Origin of the sequence: Streptomyces sp. NPDC006655 (genome assembly GCF_040703965.1) — a bacterium.
Classification (GTDB): Bacteria; Actinomycetota; Actinomycetes; order Streptomycetales; family Streptomycetaceae; genus Streptomyces.
In genome coordinates this window covers 18,910-35,849 of sequence record NZ_JBEYJU010000062.1, presented here as the reverse complement: position 1 = coordinate 35,849, position 16,940 = coordinate 18,910, and the positions used below count along the sequence as shown (strand labels likewise).

Here is a 16,940-nt window from a genome sequence, read left to right as displayed (position 1 = left end):
GGGGTCGTACGGTGGAACCCATGCGGCCCGTTTCCCACATCGAACGCACGGTGGCGCCCATCGAGGTCGTCAGCCCGTACCAGCCCAGCGGCGACCAGCCGGCGGCCATCGCCGAGCTGGCCAGGCGCGTCGGCTCCGGCGAGAAGGACGTCGTTCTCCTCGGCGCGACCGGCACCGGCAAGTCCGCCACCACCGCGTGGATGATCGAGAAGCTCCAGCGCCCCACCCTGGTGATGGCGCCGAACAAGACGCTGGCCGCGCAGTTGGCCAACGAGTTCCGCGAGCTCCTCCCGAACAACGCGGTCGAGTACTTCGTCTCGTACTACGACTACTACCAGCCCGAGGCGTACGTCCCGCAGTCCGACACGTACATCGAGAAGGACTCCTCGATCAACGAGGAGGTCGAGCGGCTGCGCCACTCGGCCACCAACTCGCTGCTCACCCGCCGTGACGTCGTCGTGGTCGCCTCGGTCTCCTGCATCTACGGCCTCGGCACCCCGCAGGAGTACGTCGACCGGATGGTCCCGCTGCGGGTCGGCGACGAGATCGACCGGGACGACCTGCTGCGCCGCTTCGTCGACATCCAGTACACGCGCAACGACATGGCGTTCACCCGTGGCACGTTCCGCGTCCGCGGCGACACCATCGAGATCTTCCCGGTGTACGAGGAGCTCGCCGTGCGCATCGAGATGTTCGGGGACGAGATCGAGGCGCTGTCCACCCTCCACCCGGTCACCGGTGAGATCATCAGCGACGACCGTCAGCTGTACGTCTTCCCGGCCTCCCACTACGTCGCGGGCCCCGAGCGCATGGAGCGGGCCGTCAACGACATCGAGAAGGAGCTGGGGGAGCGCTTGGCCGAGCTGGAGAAGCAGGGCAAGCTGCTGGAGGCCCAGCGGCTGCGGATGCGCACCACGTACGACATCGAGATGCTCCGCCAGATCGGCACCTGCTCCGGCGTGGAGAACTACTCGATGCACTTCGACGGCCGTGCGCCCGGCTCCCCGCCCAACACCCTGCTCGACTACTTCCCGGACGACTTCCTGCTCGTCATCGACGAGTCGCACGTCACCGTTCCGCAGATCGGCGCCATGTACGAGGGCGACGCCTCCCGCAAGCGGACCCTCGTGGACCACGGTTTCCGGCTCCCCTCCGCCCTGGACAACCGGCCCCTGAAGTGGGAGGAGTTCCAGGAGCGGATCGGGCAGGCCGTGTACCTGTCGGCGACCCCCGGCCCCTACGAGCTCTCCCGCGGGGACGGCGTCGTCGAGCAGATCATCCGCCCCACCGGCCTCGTCGACCCCGAGGTCGTCGTCAAGCCCACCGAGGGCCAGATCGACGACCTGGTGCACGAGATCCGCAAGCGCACCGAGAAGGACGAGCGCGTCCTGGTCACCACGCTCACCAAGAAGATGGCCGAGGACCTCACCGACTACTTCCTGGAGCTCGGCATCCAGGTGCGCTACCTGCACAGCGACGTCGACACCCTGCGCCGCGTCGAGCTGCTGCGCGAGCTGCGGTCCGGCGAGTTCGACGTCCTGGTCGGCATCAACCTCCTCCGGGAGGGACTCGACCTGCCCGAGGTGTCCCTGGTGGCGATCCTCGACGCCGACAAGGAGGGCTTCCTGCGCTCCGGCACCTCGCTGATCCAGACCATCGGCCGTGCGGCGCGCAATGTCTCCGGCGAGGTCCACATGTACGCCGACAAGATCACCCCGGCGATGGAGAGGGCCATCGACGAGACCAACCGGCGCCGGGAGAAGCAGGTCGCGTACAACAAGGCCAACGGCATCGATCCGCAGCCGCTGCGCAAGAAGATCAACGACATCGTGGCGCAGATCGCCCGTGAAGAGGTCGACACCGAACAGCTGCTGGGCTCGGGCTACCGCAACCTGAAGGACGGCAAGGGAGCCAAGGCGCCCGTCCCGGCCCTGGGTGACAAGGCGGCCAAGGGCGCGAAGGCGGGCAAGGCGGCCAAGGGCAAGGCCAGGGAGACGGTGCCCACCGACCGTCCCGCGGCCGAACTCGCCGAGCAGATCGAGCAGATGACCGAGCGGATGCGTGCCGCCGCGGCCGATCTGCAGTTCGAGATCGCGGCCCGGCTGCGCGACGAGGTGTCCGAGATGAAGAAGGAACTGCGCCAGATGAAGGAGGCGGGCCTGGCCTGATCCCGCAGCCGCCATCAGACCCCGGCAAGGGCGCGAAGTGTTGCAACACCGACACAAACCGTGGGCCGGGGTTCGGCACTGTCCGTACCGCTGCATAGGGTTTCGGACAGCCGCGCACGGCGTGGTGACCGGGGACATCCGACGAGGGGAACGCAGTCGTGACCGTCAACATGACCAAGGGTCAGGCCATCAGCCTGGAGAAGAAGGACGGGGGCTCCCTGAGCGCGGTCCGCATGGGCCTTGGCTGGAAGGCGGCGCCCCGCCGCGGGCTGTTCGGTTCGCGGACCCGGGAGATCGACCTGGACGCCTCGGCGGTGCTGTTCGCCGACAAGCAGCCCGTCGACGTGGTGTTCTTCCGTCATCTGGTGAGCGACGACGGTTCCGTCCGCCACACGGGTGACAACCTCGTCGGCGGTGCCGGCCAGGGCGGCGACGACGAGGCGATCCTCGTCGACCTCGCTCGGGTCCCGGTCCACATCGACCAGATCGTCTTCACCGTCAACTCGTTCACCGGCCAGACCTTCCAAGAGGTGCAGAACGCCTTCTGCCGGCTCGTCGACGAGACCAACGGCCAGGAACTCGCCCGTTACACGCTCGACGGCGGCGGCGAGTACACCGCCCAGATCATGGCGAAGGTGCACCGGTCCGGCTCGGGCTGGACCATGACCGCCCTCGGCGTCCCGGCCAGGGGCCGCACCTTCCAGGACCTGGTGCCCACGATTCTGCCGGTCCTCTAGGAGCGGCCCGGGGCGAAGGCGACACGACACACAGGGGGGCACGGGCCATGGCGGCCGAGCTGGTGCGCGGGCAGAACCATCCGCTCTCACGGCACCGGATCGAGATCCGGATCTCGGCCGGCGTGCCCGTGGTCGCCGGGGCCACCCTCGCCGACGAGAGCGGCCGGGTGCGGGACGCCGACCGGGTGGCCCATCCGGGCGCGCCCAGCCTGCCAGGGCTGGAGGTCTCCCGGCAGGCGGCCGCCGGGCACCGGATCGCCGTCGACCTCGACGCCCTGCCTGAGGCCGTGCACCGGCTCGGCGTCCTGATCGCCCTGCCCGCCACACCCGGCGGCCCGCCCCGCTTCGGTGCCGTCCCCGCTCCCCGCGCCTCGGTCACCGGCCTCGACGGCACCGAGATCGCCGCGTACACCCTGGCCGGCCTGGACGCCGAGTCGGCCGTCGTGGTTCTCGAGGTCTACCGACGTCAGGGTGCCTGGAAGGTCTGCGCGGTGGGCCAGGGCTACGCGGACGGTCTCACCGCGCTCTTCGCCGACCAGGGGGTGCCCCAGGCCGCCGACCTCGCCCGCGGGATCGAGGAAGCGGTGGCACACGGCATGACCCGCTCGATCCCGGTGCGTACGACGGAGACCGACCGCTCCCGCCACACGGCCGCCTCCGTCACCGGTCCCGACCTGCCGGGTGCCGCCTCCGTCACCGGTCCCGACCTGCCTGACGGCGCCGCCGGGTCTTCGTACGACTCCCCGGCCTCCGGTGCCGGCAGCAGTCGGCCGGCCCCCTGCGGCGGGGTGGGCGGGACGGAACCGCCGCCCGGTGGCAGGTCCTCGGCCGCCGACGACGACTCCGGCACCACAGTGGCCGCCACTTCGAGCGTCGGTGGCGCCATCGACTACACGCACCCCGGGCGCCGCCGGGCCCCTCGGCCCGCGGCACCGGAGGCTCCGGTCCCGGCGGAGGGCCCCGCGCCGCCCGTCGCCGGTGACGCGGTCGGCTGGTCCCTGGACGAGCGGCTCTACAACCAGGTCTGGGGCATGTTCGAGGACCTGGCCCGAGCCACCGCCGCCTACCGCAGCGCCGTCGACTTCGCCCAGTCGCGCCTGGCGAGGGAGCTGGACCAGGCGCTTTCCGATCCGCGCAGTCGCCTGGGTTCCGTGGGCGACGCCGCCCGCGAGGCGGCCCGGGCCCGCCGGGACGAGCTGGTCGACCAGGCGCGGGCGGTCCTCGACCGGGACGTCGCCCAGCTCACCGCCGAGTCCGAGGTCGTCGAGCCCGCACTGCCTCCTGCGTACGCCCGCTGGGACAATCCCGTCTGGCACGGCTACCGGGTGCCGGCCGAGCCGCCCCTGGCCGTCCGGCTGGGCGACCTCCATCTCACGGAGAGCTCCGCGCTGCGCATCCCGTGGCTGGTCAGGCTGCCGCTGGAGCGGGGACTGTGGATCGACAGTGGTTCCCACGACGGAGCCGGGGCCGACACCGGTGAGCTGCGGCACCTGGCCGTGCGGACGGCGGTGGCGCTCGCGGCCCGGCTGCTCGCCGTTCATCCGGCGGGTGAGTTCGGGGTGCACGTGATCGATCCGGCCGGTTCCGGCGCGTCCGCGCTCGCGCCGCTGACCGGGACGGGCGCGCTGACGGCACCGCCCGCGAGAGGCGCCGCCGGTGTGGCGGACACGCTGGGGCGGCTCACCGAGCGTGTCGACCTGGTGCAGATGGCGGTGCGCGGTGGGGCGCCCGACGCACTGCCGCCCGGTCCGGACACCTCGCGTCAGCTGCTGATCGTCCACGACTTCCCGCACGGCTTCGACGACCGGGCCGTCAACCAGCTGCGCTATCTCGCGGACGAGGGCCCGGACGCCGGCGTCCACCTCCTGCTGGTCGCCGACCGGGAGGACGCCGCCGCCCACGGCCCGTTGCTCGACCCGCTCTGGCGTTCACTGATGCGACTCACCCCGGCACCGGACGGTCACCTGGCCGATCCGTGGGTGGGGCATGCCTGGACGTACGAGCCCTGCCTCGTGCCGGTCGGCAGCCAGGTGCTCCAGCAGGTGCTCACGCAGGTCGCGACGGCCCGTGCCAAGCGTATGTAAAGTCGCCTGACCTTGGTATTTGGTCTTTATTTTGCTGACTGCTTTACCAATCCTTGGTGATTGGGGTACTGTTTTCCCCACGGAGGGGAGTACTCCCTGTCTGCTGCGGCGTACCCGTCAATACGGATCCGACCGGATCCCGGGGCGTCGGCCCGTCTCGGGTGGAAGAGACCTCCGGCAGCGATGGCGCTGGGACTTTGCCCGTTCACGAACCGGAGGCGCAGTGGATGTGTCCGTGACCCTGTGGGTCCTCACCGTCCTGGGGTTGGCCGCTCTGATAGCGGTCGACTTCTTCATCGGCCGTAAACCGCACGACGTGTCCATCAGGGAAGCCGGGATCTGGACCGTCGTCTGGATCGCCCTGGCCGGACTCTTCGGCCTCGGTCTGTTCCTGTTCTCCGGCGGCCGGCCCGCGGGAGAGTTCTTCGCCGGCTTCATCACCGAGAAGTCGCTGAGCGTCGACAACCTCTTCGTCTTCGTCCTGATCATGGCGAAGTTCGCCGTGCCCTCGCGGTACCAGCAGCGGGTGCTGCTCGTCGGCGTCCTCATAGCCCTGGTGCTGCGCGCGATCTTCATCGCCGCGGGCGCCGCGATCCTCGCCAGCTTCTCGTGGGTCTTCTACCTCTTCGGTGCCTTCCTGATCTGGACCGCCTGGAAGCTGATCCAGGAGGCCCGCGCCGATGAGGAGGAAGCGGAGTTCGAGGAGAACAAGCTGCTCAAGGCCGTCGAGCGCAGGTTCGGTGTGGCCGACCGGTACCACGGCACCAAGCTGTGGATCCGGCAGAACGGCAAGCGGGTCATGACCCCGATGCTGGTCGTGATGCTCGCGATCGGCACGACCGACGTCCTGTTCGCGCTGGACTCCATCCCTGCGATCTTCGGCCTGACGCAGGACCCGTACATCGTCTTCACGGCCAACGCCTTCGCGCTGATGGGTCTGCGACAGCTGTACTTCCTCATCGGCGGACTGCTGAAAAAGCTCGTCCACCTCTCGTACGGCCTGTCGATCATCCTCGGCTTCATCGGTGTGAAGCTGGTGCTGCACGCCCTGCACGAGTCCGGCGTCCACGTTCCGGAGATCAGCATCCCGGTCTCCCTCGGCGTCATCTGCGCGGTCCTGATCGTCACCACGATCACCAGCCTCAGGGCCTCCGGGAAGCAGGCGGCCGCCGGGCCGGCGCAGCCCGAGGGCGAGGGCGCTCCGAGGGACAGCGTCGACGTCTGACCGCACGCCCGACCGCACCGTACGAGCCGGGGGCCGAGCCGCGCCGACGGCGGGCCCCCGGCCCCGGAAAGGACAGGAAATGCGAACGATGTACGCCTCTGCCACCATCGCTGCATGATCATTCGGCTCAGGTCGCTCACCACTCAGTGGACGTTCCTCGTGCCGGTGCTCGCGGTCGTCCTCCTCGCCCTCACCTGGGGCCGTGATCTGCCCGGCTGGGTCGTGGCGCTGGTGACGCTGGTCCTCGCGGGATCGGTCCTGGCGGCGGTCCACCACGCCGAGGTCGTGGCGCACCGGGTCGGTGAACCCTTCGGCTCCCTCGTCCTCGCCATCGCTGTCACGATCATCGAAGTAGCCCTGATCGTCACCCTGATGGCCGACGGCGGCGACAAGAGCGCCACCCTGGCCCGGGACACCGTCTTCGCCGCCGTCATGATCACCTGCAACGGCATCGTCGGCCTCTGTCTCCTCGTCGCCTCGCTGCGGCACGGGACGGCGGTCTTCAATCCGGAGGGCACCGGGGCCGCCCTCGCGACCGTGGCCACCCTCGCCACGCTCAGCCTGGTGCTGCCGACGTTCACCACCACCAAGCCGGGCCCGGAGTTCTCGGGCGTACAGCTCACCTTCGCGGCCCTGACCTCACTGATCCTGTACGGCCTGTTCGTGGCGACGCAGACCGTACGGCACCGCGACTACTTCCTGCCGATCACCCGGCAGGGCGAGGTGATGGCGGCCGACGACCACGCCGCGGCCCCCTCCGCGCGCACGGCGTGGATCAGCCTCGGACTCCTCGGCCTCGCCCTGATCGGTGTCGTCGGACTCGCCAAGGGGGTGTCCCCGACGATCGAGGCCGGTGTACAGGCCGCCGGTCTGCACCAGGCCGTCGTCGGCGTGATCATCGCCCTGCTGGTGCTGCTCCCCGAGACCATCGCGGCCCTGCGCTCAGCCCGCCGCGACCGCGTGCAGACCAGCCTCAATCTGGCGCTCGGCTCCGCCATGGCCAGCATCGGCCTGACCATACCCGCGGTGGCCCTCGCCTCCATCTGGCTCTCCGGACCACTCGTCCTCGGCCTCGGCTCCACCCACATGCTGCTGCTCGCGCTGACCGTGGTGGTCAGCTCCCTGACGGTGGTACCGGGCCGGGCCACACCGCTGCAGGGCGGTGTCCATCTGGTGTTGTTCGCGGTCTACCTGGAACTGGCGATCAACCCATAGACCGCGCGCGGCCGGTGACCGGCTCGACCGCCGCCACCGGCGCCGGGCCCGTCTCGGGCAACAGGGCGAAGCAGCCCAGACTCAGCAGCGCGACCCCCGCCAGATACGCACCCACACCCCACGGCACCCGACCGTCGTGCTGCGCCAGCGCCGTCGCCACGATCGGCGTGAGCGCGCCCCCGACGACCCCGCCCAGGTTGTAGCCCACCGCGGCGCCGGTACAGCGCACCCGCGGCTCGTACAGCTCCGGCAGATAGGCGGCGACCACCGAGAACATCGTGACGAACGCGACCAGAGCCCCCGTGAACCCGATGAACATCAACAGCGGCTGCCCGGTCGCCAGCAACGCGACCATCGGGAACGACCACAGGGCCGAGACCGTACACCCCACCAGGCACAGCGGACGCCGCCCGTAACGGTCGCCGAGCAGGGCCATCACCGGCGTGAGCGCGCCCTTCACCACCACGGCGGCCATGATGCAGACCAGCATGACCGTACGGCTCACCCCGAGCCGCTCCGTCCCGTACGCCAGCGACCAGGTCGTCACCGCGTAGAACACCGCGTACCCGACCGCGAGCGCGCCCGCTGTCAGCAGCACCAGCCGCCAGTGGTGCCGTACGACCTCGGCGAGCGGCACGCGCGCGTGTTCGTCGATCTCCAGGAAGCGCGGGCTCTCCGGGAGCGAGGAGCGCACCCACAGGCCGCCCAGCGCCAGCGCTCCCGCCGCCCAGAACGGCACCCGCCACCCCCACTGCGCGAACTGCGGGTCCGAGAGGGTCGCCGACAGGGCCAGCATCACGCCGTTGGCCAGCAGGAAGCCGACGGCCGGGCCGATCTGCGGAAAGCTCGACCACAGGGCGCGCCGGCCGGCCGGCGCGTGCTCCGCGGTCAGCAGCACCGCCCCGCCCCACTCCCCACCGAGCCCCAGCCCCTGCAGGAACCGCAGCGCCAGCAACAGGACGGGAGCACCGACACCGATCGTGCCGTACGAGGGCACGCATCCGACGGCGGCCGTGGAGACGCCGGTCAGCAGCAGGGACAGGACCAGAACGGGCCGCCGGCCCCGCCGGTCCCCGATGTGCCCGAACAGCGCCGAGCCCAGCGGCCGGGCGACGAAGCCCACGCCGAACGTCCCGAACGCCGCCAGCGTCCCCGCGACCGTCGAGAACGTCGGGAAGAACAGCGGCCCCAGGACGAGGGCCGCGGCCGTCCCGTAGACGAAGAAGTCGTAGAACTCGATCGCGGTCCCGGCGAGCGAGGCCGCGGCCAGCCACAGCATCGAGGGAGGAGTTACGGTGCGTACATCGTGCATGCCGGGTCAACTACCCGCGGTGATCGTGGGTTACGGGGGCGCACGGCGTCCTTCGCGAGCGCTCCGGCGCACCGTGATAAACCGTTCTGAGTCGCGGTCCCACCAGGGCCGTTCACGTCTGACGGACCCGGAGGAACAGTGCCCCGCACCCTGACCGACGCCCCGATCATGATCCTCAACGGACCCAACCTGAACCTGCTCGGCCGGCGCCAGCCGGAGATCTACGGTTCCGACACGCTCGCCGACGTCGAGGCCCTGTGCGTCAGGGCGGCGGCCGCACACGGTGGCACCGTCGACTTCAGACAGTCCAACCACGAGGGCGAACTGGTCGACTGGATCCATGAGGCGCGCCTCGGCCACTGCGGGATCGTCATCAACCCGGGCGCCTACTCGCACACCTCGGTCGCGATCCTGGACGCCCTCCACACCTGCGACGGGCTGCCCGTCCTGGAGGTCCACATCTCCAACATCCACAAGCGCGAGTCGTTCCGCCACCACTCCTACGTCTCGCTGCGCGCGGACGGTGTGATCGCCGGATGCGGTGTCCAGGGCTATGTGTTCGGCGTGGAGCGGGTGGCGGCGCTGGTCGGCGCCGCCACCGCGCAAGCCTGACCGGTGCCTCAGAGGCGCCCGGCCTCCACGATCCGCCGCAGGAAGCGCCGGGTGCGCTCCTGCTGCGGGTCGCCGAACACCTGGTCGGCCGTGCCGCGTTCGAGGACGACGCCGCCGTCGAGGAAGCAGACCTGGTCGGCGACGTCCCGGGCGAAGCCCATCTCGTGCGTCGCCAGCACCATGGTCATGCCCTCGTCCTTCAGATCACGGACCACGGTGAGCACCTCGCCGACCAGTTCCGGGTCGAGGGCGGCGGTGATCTCGTCGAGCAGGAGCAGCCGGGGCCGTACCGCCAGGGCGCGCACGATGGCCACCCGCTGCTGCTGACCGCCGCTCAGCCGGTCGGGGTAGGCATCCGCCTTCCCGCCCAGCCCGAGGCGCTCCAGCAGCTCCCTGGCGCGTTCCTCGGCCTCGGCGCGGGCGACACCGTGCACCCGGCGGGGAGCCAGGGTGATGTTGTCCAGCACGGTCATGTGCGGGAAGAGGTTGTACGCCTGGAAGACCACGCCGATACGGCGCCGGACCGCGTCCTGGTCGGTTCGCGGATCGGTGATCTCCTGGTCGTCCAGCCAGATCGCGCCGTCGTCGATCTCCTCGAGGAGGTTGGCGCAGCGCAGCAGCGTCGACTTGCCGGAGCCGGAGGCACCGATCAGCGCGGTCACGGTGTGCGGGGCGACCTCCAGGTCCACGTCCCGCAGGACGACCGAGTCGCCGAAGGTCTTGCGGACGGACTCCATGCGCAGGACAGGCGCCTCACTCATATGGATCCTCCCTGGGCCCGCTGCCGGTCCGTCCTGGCCGTCACCCAGTCCGTGAAGCGCGTCATGGGGATGGTCAGCGCCACGAACACCAGCCCTGCGACGATGTACGGCGTGTAGTTGAGGCTGCGCTGGGCGATGATGTCGGACGCCCGTACGGCGTCGATCGCGCCGCCGATCGACACGAGCCCGGTGTCCTTCTGCAACGACACCAGGTCGTTGAGCAGGGGCGGCACCTGGCGGCGTACCGCCTGGGGCAGCACCACGTGGCGCAGTGCCTGCCGGTTGGTCAGCCCCAGCGAGCGGGCCGCCGCGCGCTGCGAGGGGTGCACGGACTCGATGCCCGCGCGGAACACCTCGGCGACGTACGCGGAGTACGTCAGCGTCAGCGCCGTACCGCCCAGCAGCACGGGATCGACGGTCACGCCCTGGAGACGCAGCGCGGGCACCCCGAACACCACGATCATCAGATTGATGAGCAGCGGCAGACCGCGGAAGAAGTCCGTGTACGCCGCCGCCAGCGCCCGCAACGGGAAGAACACGGGGCCCGGCAGCGTGCGCGCGATGGCGATCAACATGCCCAGGACGAGCACCAGGACGCCGCAGACCAGCAGCAGCCGGATGTTGAGCCACAGGCCGTCGAGCACCTTGGGGAAGGCCTCGCGCGCGTACTGACCGTCGAAGAAGGTCTCCTTGGTGCGCTCCCAGCCCGGCGCGCTGACCACGATCAAGTACAGAACCACGGCCGTGACCAGGGTGGACAGCGCGGCGATCGCGGTCGCGCGACGCGCCCGGACGCGCTTGTGGCGCTCGCGGTCCAGGCGCCGCTGCGAGGGGACGTACGCGTCGCGCATTCCGTCCTCGCCGGAGTCCTCCCCGGTCTCGGCCTTCGTGACCGTCACTTGAGCACCGGAGCGTCGACGGCGTCGGACAGCCACTGCTTCTCCAGCTTCGCCAGCGTGCCGTCCCCGCGCAGGGCGTCCACGGCCGAGGTCACGCAGGAGGTGAGGGCGCTGCCCTTGTCCAGGACGAGGCCGAACTGCTCGGGCGTACCGCCCTGGTTCTCGAACTGGCCGACGATCTTGGCGTTCGTCACCTGGGCCGCGGTCACGTAGAAGGCGGTCGGCAGGTCGGTCACGATCGCGTCCACCTGGCCGTTCCTGAGCGCCGAGATGGCCTGGTCGTTCTTGGAGTAGGCGGCCGCCTGCTGGGACGGCTTCACCACGTCACTGATGTAGTCGAGGCTCGTCGTGCCCACCTGGGCGCCCAGCTTGAGACCCTTGAGGTCGGCGACGCTCGTGGCCTTCGCGGCCTTGGTGCCCTTGAGCGCGATGACCGCCTGGCGCACGTCGTAGTAGCCGGAGGAGAAGTCCACGGCCTTCTTGCGCTCGGCGCTGATGGAGACCTGGTTGATGTCGAAGTCGAACGTCTTCACCCCGGGGGCGAACGCCTTGTTGAACGGCACGCTCTGCCAGACGACCGCGCTCCTGTCGTACCCCAGCTGCTTCGCCACGGCGTACGCGACCGCCGACTCGTAGCCCTCGCCGTTGGCCGGCTTGTCGTCCTTGAACCACGGCTCGTACGCGGGTTCGTCCGTCGCGATCGTCAGTTTGCCGGTGGTCCGGGTGGCCAACTTGCCCTTGGCACAGGTGGTTCCGGCCGACGGGGAGGACGCGCCGGACGCCTTGTCGTCCGGCTGCGGAGCACAGCCGACAGCGGTGGCGAGCAGGGCTATGGTGGTGGCGGCGGCAGCGCGACGCAGCGCGCTCGGGGCAGGGTGCATGGCGGGAGAGTGACAGCGAACACCGCGTTTGTCCAGGTCAAGCCGGTAATTGTCCGCATACTGGGAACGGGTGTTGCGGTTCTGTGAACGCTGCCGCTCACCGGACGGACAGACGCGCCGGGGCCGCCGGCCGAGGGCGGGGAATGATGACCGGCGGCCCGTACCGCGCAGGAGCCGTCATCCTGTGCGGGGCTGCCACCAGTTGACCGCGCAACCACACGCGCCGGGAGCGTGCGCTGGGCTCCGGCGCGTGCGAACTGTTCACACGGGGCGCGCGATTGGTGATGCGCGCCCCGTACTCACCACCCGCGTGCGTGCCACTCCGGCAGGTGCGGGCGCTCCGCACCCAGCGTGGTGTCGTTGCCGTGTCCCGGATACACCCAGGTCTCGTCCGGCAGAACCGCGAAGATCTTCGTCTCGACGTCGTGGATCAGGCTGGCGAAGGCCTCCGGGTCCTTGCGCGTGTTGCCGACCCCGCCGGGGAAGAGGCAGTCGCCCGTGAAGACGTGCGGATGGCCGTGCGGGTCGTCGTAGACCAGGGCGATCGAGCCGGGGGTGTGGCCGACGAGGTGGCGGGCGGTCAGTACGACCTGGCCGACCCGGATGACGTCGCCGTCGTCGACGAGGACGTCGGTGGTGACCGGGATGCCGGGGGCGTCCTCGCGGCCCGCGTACGTGCGCGCGCCGGTGGCGGCGACGACCTCGGCCAGCGCCTGCCAGTGGTCGCCGTGCTGGTGCGTGGTGACGACGGACGCGATGCCGTCGTCACCGATCGTGCCCAGGAGCGTCTCCGCGTCGTTGGCCGCGTCGATCAGCAACTGCTCGTCCGTGGCGCGGCAGCGCAGCAGATAGGCGTTGTTGTCCATCGGCCCGACCGCGATCTTGGTGATCATCAGGTCCTTGAGCTCGTGCACGTCCGCCGGCCCGCCGACCGTGACCTCTCCGCTGTACGTCATGGCGGTCAGCCTATAGCGGGCGCGGCCCCGTCGGGCGGTTCGCCCGCTACAGCGGCGGCAGCTTCGGCAACTCCCCGCCGGACAGTTCCAGCGCGGTCCCGTCGCGGCGTCCGCAGAGCCAGCCGAGCAGGTCCGCGGGCCGGCCCTGGACGGTGACCTCCGTCTGCGGTGCCTGCCTCCCCGTGCGCCACGCGCGCGTGCCGTCCGTGATCCGGGTCGCCGGCACGTCGGGGCTCCCCAGGAAGCGGTCGGCGAGGAAGTCGATCTCCCGCTCGGTGAACTCCTCCGGCAGGTCCTCCAGCTCGTACCCGGCCCCGAGGTCGACATGGTGCAGCTCGACCTCGGCCCAGCGCCGGAAGGGCACCCGGGCCGCGACGTCGGTGACCCCGTTGCGCAGCTCCACCGTCCGCGTCCAGTCCGCGGGCACCTCCGCCTGGGCCCGGAACGCGGCGTGGCTCGCGCGCAGGTCCTCCAGATGCACGTCGAGGGGGCGCGGCGCGTCCCGCTCGATGTCGGAGTCCCGCGCCTCGCCGGAGGCGTACATGGGGCGGCCGTCCAGGACGTTCGCGAGCGCGTCCGCGTTGCGGGCGAGGTGGGCCAGGACGTGGCCGACCGTCCAGCCGGGCAGCCGTGACGGTCGCGTGACGGCCGCGTTGTCCAGTGCGGCGACTGCGCTGAGGAGCCGGTCCGTCGCTTCCTGTACAGACGCCAGGTCATGAGCGTGATCAATCATGCGGCTGACACTAGCCCGGCCACACCTTCGGGTGAAGGTTTCCGTCGGGCTCCGTAAATCGAATGCGCGTGCTATATCGTCGTTGACGGCGTCGGGCATGCTGGATGGTCCGGGATTGTTTACGCATCCAGGAATCCGTCCGGCGTTGTCAGTGGCTCCCCCTAGTCTGAAGAAGCACGGGGCTCTGCCCCTGTCACTTCTCTCAAGAAAGGTGCGGACCGGCTGTGGCCGACCGTCTCATCGTCCGTGGCGCGCGCGAGCACAACCTGAAGAACGTCTCGCTCGACCTGCCTCGTGACTCGCTCATCGTCTTCACGGGCCTGTCCGGGTCGGGCAAGTCCTCCCTGGCCTTCGACACGATCTTCGCCGAGGGCCAGCGTCGCTACGTGGAGTCGCTCTCCTCGTACGCCCGCCAGTTCCTCGGGCAGATGGACAAGCCGGACGTGGACTTCATCGAGGGCCTGTCCCCGGCGGTGTCCATCGACCAGAAGTCGACCTCGCGCAACCCGCGCTCGACGGTCGGCACCATCACCGAGGTCTACGACTACCTCCGGCTGCTCTTCGCGCGCATCGGCAAGCCGCACTGCCCCGAGTGCGGCCGCCCGATCTCGCGCCAGTCGCCGCAGGCCATCGTGGACAAGGTGCTGGAGCTGCCGGAGGGCAGCCGCTTCCAGGTGCTCTCGCCGCTGGTGCGCGAGCGCAAGGGCGAGTTCGTCGATCTCTTCGCCGACCTCCAGACCAAGGGCTACAGCCGCGCGCGCGTGGACGGCGAGACCGTCCAGCTGTCCGACCCGCCGACGCTGAAGAAGCAGGAGAAGCACACCATCGAGGTGGTCATCGACCGCCTCACGGTGAAGGACACCGCCAAGCGCCGTCTCACCGACTCCGTGGAGACCGCCCTCGGCCTGTCCGGCGGCATGGTCGTGCTCGACTTCGTGGACCTCCCTGGGGACGACCCGGAGCGCGAGCGCATGTACTCGGAGCACCTGTACTGCCCCTACGACGACCTCTCCTTCGAGGAGCTGGAGCCCCGCTCCTTCTCCTTCAACTCGCCGTTCGGCGCCTGCCCCGAGTGCACCGGCATCGGCACGCGTATGGAGGTCGACCCGGAGCTGATCGTCCCGGACGAGGACAAGTCCCTCGACGAGGGCGCCATCCATCCCTGGTCGCACGGTCACACCAAGGACTACTTCGGCCGCCTGATCGGTGCCCTCGCGGACGCGCTGGGCTTCCGCACCGACATCCCCTTCGCCGGTCTGCCGCAGCGCGCCAAGAAGGCCCTGCTGCACGGTCACAAGACCCAGATCGAGGTCCGCTACCGCAACCGGTACGGCCGCGAGCGCGTGTACACCACGCCCTTCGAGGGCGCCGTGCCGTTCGTCAAGCGCCGGCACAGCGAGGCCGAGAGCGACGCCAGCCGTGAGCGCTTCGAGGGCTACATGCGCGAGGTGCCCTGCCCGACCTGTCAGGGCACCCGCCTGAAGCCGATCGTCCTCGCCGTCACCATCATGGAGAAGTCGATCGCCGAGGTCTCGGCGATGTCGATCAGCGACTGCGCGGACTTCCTGGGTGAGCTCAAGCTCAATGCGCGCGACAAGAAGATCGCCGAGCGCGTGCTCAAGGAGGTCAACGAGCGGCTGCGCTTCCTCGTGGACGTCGGCCTCGACTACCTCTCGCTGAACCGCGCGGCAGGCACCCTCTCCGGCGGTGAGGCCCAGCGCATCCGCCTGGCCACCCAGATCGGCTCCGGCCTCGTCGGCGTCCTGTACGTCCTGGACGAGCCCTCGATCGGTCTGCACCAGCGCGACAACCACCGCCTGATCGAGACCCTGGTCCGGCTCCGCGACATGGGCAACACGCTCATCGTCGTCGAGCACGACGAGGACACGATCAAGGTCGCCGACTGGGTCGTGGACATCGGTCCCGGCGCCGGCGAGCACGGCGGCAAGGTCGTGCACAGCGGCTCCCTCAAGGAACTGCTTGCCAACGCCGAGTCGCAGACCGGTCAGTACCTGTCGGGCAAGAAGTCGATCCCGCTGCCCGACATCCGCCGCCCGCAGGACCCGTCCCGCCGGCTCACCGTGCACGGCGCCCGGGAGAACAACCTCCAGGACATCGACGTGTCCTTCCCGCTGGGTGTCTTCACCGCCGTCACGGGCGTGTCCGGCTCCGGCAAGTCGACGCTGGTCAACGACATCCTCTACACCCACCTGGCCCGCGAGCTGAACGGCGCGCGCAACGTCCCGGGCCGGCACACGCGCGTGGACGGCGACGACCTCGTCGACAAGGTCGTGCACGTCGACCAGTCGCCCATCGGCCGCACCCCGCGGTCGAATCCGGCGACCTACACCGGCGTCTTCGACCACATCCGCAAGCTGTTCGCCGAGACCACCGAGGCGAAGGTCCGCGGCTACCTGCCGGGCCGCTTCTCCTTCAACGTCAAGGGCGGCCGCTGCGAGAACTGCGCGGGCGACGGCACCATCAAGATCGAGATGAACTTCCTCCCGGACGTCTACGTCCCCTGCGAGGTCTGCCACGGCGCCCGGTACAACCGGGAGACCCTGGAGGTCCACTACAAGGGCAAGTCCATCGCCGAAGTCCTGAACATGCCGATCGAGGAGGCCACGGAGTTCTTCGAGGCCGTCCCGTCGATCGCCCGCCACCTGAACACGCTCAAGGACGTCGGTCTCGGCTACGTCCGCCTGGGCCAGTCCGCGACCACGCTGTCCGGCGGTGAGGCGCAGCGGGTGAAGCTCGCCAGCGAGCTGCAGCGCCGCTCCACCGGACGGACCGTCTACGTCCTCGACGAGCCGACCACCGGTCTGCACTTCGAGGACATCAGCAAGCTGCTGAAGGTCCTGTCCGGTCTCGTCGACAAGGGCAACACGGTCATCGTCATCGAGCACAACCTCGACGTGATCAAGACCGCGGACTGGGTCGTCGACATGGGTCCGGAGGGCGGCGCCGGCGGCGGACTCGTCGTCGCCGAGGGCACCCCCGAGGAGGTGGCCGGCGTCCCGGCCAGCCACACCGGCAAGTTCCTGCGCGAGATCCTCGGTGCCGACCGCGTCAGCGACGCCAGCTCGGTGAAGGCACCGCGCAGGACGGCGGCGAAGAAGACGGCCGGGGCCACGAAGAAGACGGCCGGGGCCACGAAGAAGGCGGCGCCCGCGAAGAGGGCGACGCGGGCCCGCAAGGCCTGACCCCCCCCACCGGGTGACGGGATTCGGCAAATCCAGACATGTGCGGCGCCCCGCGGGAACCTCCCGCGGGGCGCCGCACGTTGCATCATCAGCCGCCCGATCTCCGCGGGCAGGACGAACCTTGACTCCTCAACAGCGGAAGCAACCGAACCGG

Annotated in this window: 13 protein-coding genes; 7 read left to right on the top strand and 6 right to left on the bottom strand. The window is 70.1% G+C overall.

Annotated elements, in window-relative coordinates:
• Positions 1-20: 20 nt before the first annotated feature.
• The 5 genes from uvrB to AB0958_RS29835 all read left to right on the top strand — a co-directional run bounded on the left by uvrB (position 21) and on the right by AB0958_RS29835 (position 7,429).
• Positions 21-2,168, top strand: a complete 2,148-nt coding sequence (uvrB, locus tag AB0958_RS29855; protein WP_366893577.1) for an excinuclease ABC subunit UvrB — start codon at positions 21-23, stop codon at positions 2,166-2,168.
• A 158-nt stretch (positions 2,169-2,326) separates the two neighbouring features.
• Positions 2,327-2,905 (top strand): TerD family protein, encoded by a 579-nt coding sequence (locus AB0958_RS29850; RefSeq protein WP_360232530.1) that lies wholly within the window; start codon positions 2,327-2,329, stop codon positions 2,903-2,905.
• Between the two features lie 47 nt (positions 2,906-2,952).
• Positions 2,953-4,989, top strand: a complete 2,037-nt coding sequence (locus tag AB0958_RS29845) for a TerD family protein (RefSeq protein WP_366893576.1) — start codon at positions 2,953-2,955, stop codon at positions 4,987-4,989.
• Positions 4,990-5,212: 223 nt separating this feature from the next.
• Positions 5,213-6,214 carry a TerC/Alx family metal homeostasis membrane protein gene (locus AB0958_RS29840; RefSeq protein WP_366893575.1) on the top strand — a complete coding sequence of 334 codons (1,002 nt, stop codon included), beginning with the start codon at positions 5,213-5,215 and terminating at the stop codon, positions 6,212-6,214.
• A 114-nt stretch (positions 6,215-6,328) separates the two neighbouring features.
• Positions 6,329-7,429 carry an ionic transporter y4hA gene (locus tag AB0958_RS29835; RefSeq protein WP_366893574.1) on the top strand — a complete coding sequence of 367 codons (1,101 nt, stop codon included), beginning with the start codon at positions 6,329-6,331 and terminating at the stop codon, positions 7,427-7,429.
• Here the strand turns inward: AB0958_RS29835 and AB0958_RS29830 are convergent.
• Positions 7,419-8,708 carry an MFS transporter gene (locus tag AB0958_RS29830; protein ID WP_366893596.1) on the bottom strand — a complete coding sequence of 430 codons (1,290 nt, stop codon included), beginning with the start codon at positions 8,706-8,708 and terminating at the stop codon, positions 7,419-7,421. The genes AB0958_RS29835 and AB0958_RS29830 overlap by 11 nt on opposite strands.
• A gap of 171 nt (positions 8,709-8,879) precedes the next feature.
• Here AB0958_RS29830 and aroQ point away from each other — a divergent pair, with 171 nt between their 5' ends.
• Entirely contained in the window at positions 8,880-9,353 is a 474-nt protein-coding gene (gene aroQ / locus AB0958_RS29825; RefSeq protein ID WP_366893573.1) for a type II 3-dehydroquinate dehydratase, read from the top strand.
• 8 nt (positions 9,354-9,361) lie between these two features.
• Here the strand turns inward: aroQ and AB0958_RS29820 are convergent, their stop codons facing one another.
• The 5 genes from AB0958_RS29820 to AB0958_RS29800 form a co-directional block, all read right to left on the bottom strand.
• The gene (locus tag AB0958_RS29820) at positions 9,362-10,114 is read right to left on the bottom strand and encodes an amino acid ABC transporter ATP-binding protein (protein WP_366893572.1); all 753 of its coding nucleotides are present in this window, start codon (positions 10,112-10,114) and stop codon (positions 9,362-9,364) included.
• Positions 10,111-11,013, bottom strand: a complete 903-nt coding sequence (locus tag AB0958_RS29815) for an amino acid ABC transporter permease (protein WP_366893571.1) — start codon at positions 11,011-11,013, stop codon at positions 10,111-10,113. The genes AB0958_RS29820 and AB0958_RS29815 overlap by 4 nt, the downstream gene beginning before the upstream one ends.
• Positions 11,010-11,894 carry an ABC transporter substrate-binding protein gene (locus AB0958_RS29810; protein WP_366893570.1) on the bottom strand — a complete coding sequence of 295 codons (885 nt, stop codon included), beginning with the start codon at positions 11,892-11,894 and terminating at the stop codon, positions 11,010-11,012. Before AB0958_RS29810 ends, AB0958_RS29815 begins: the two co-directional genes overlap by 4 nt.
• A 299-nt stretch (positions 11,895-12,193) precedes the next feature.
• Positions 12,194-12,850 (bottom strand): MBL fold metallo-hydrolase, encoded by a 657-nt coding sequence (locus AB0958_RS29805; RefSeq protein ID WP_366893569.1) that lies wholly within the window; start codon positions 12,848-12,850, stop codon positions 12,194-12,196.
• A gap of 46 nt (positions 12,851-12,896) precedes the next feature.
• Positions 12,897-13,583: a maleylpyruvate isomerase family mycothiol-dependent enzyme gene (locus AB0958_RS29800; protein WP_366893568.1), complete on the bottom strand. Its 687-nt coding sequence runs from the start codon at positions 13,581-13,583 to the stop codon at positions 12,897-12,899.
• Between the two features lie 224 nt (positions 13,584-13,807).
• Here AB0958_RS29800 and uvrA point away from each other — a divergent pair, with 224 nt between their 5' ends.
• Entirely contained in the window at positions 13,808-16,786 is a 2,979-nt protein-coding gene (uvrA, locus tag AB0958_RS29795) for an excinuclease ABC subunit UvrA (protein WP_366893567.1), read from the top strand.
• Positions 16,787-16,940 lie beyond the last annotated feature (154 nt).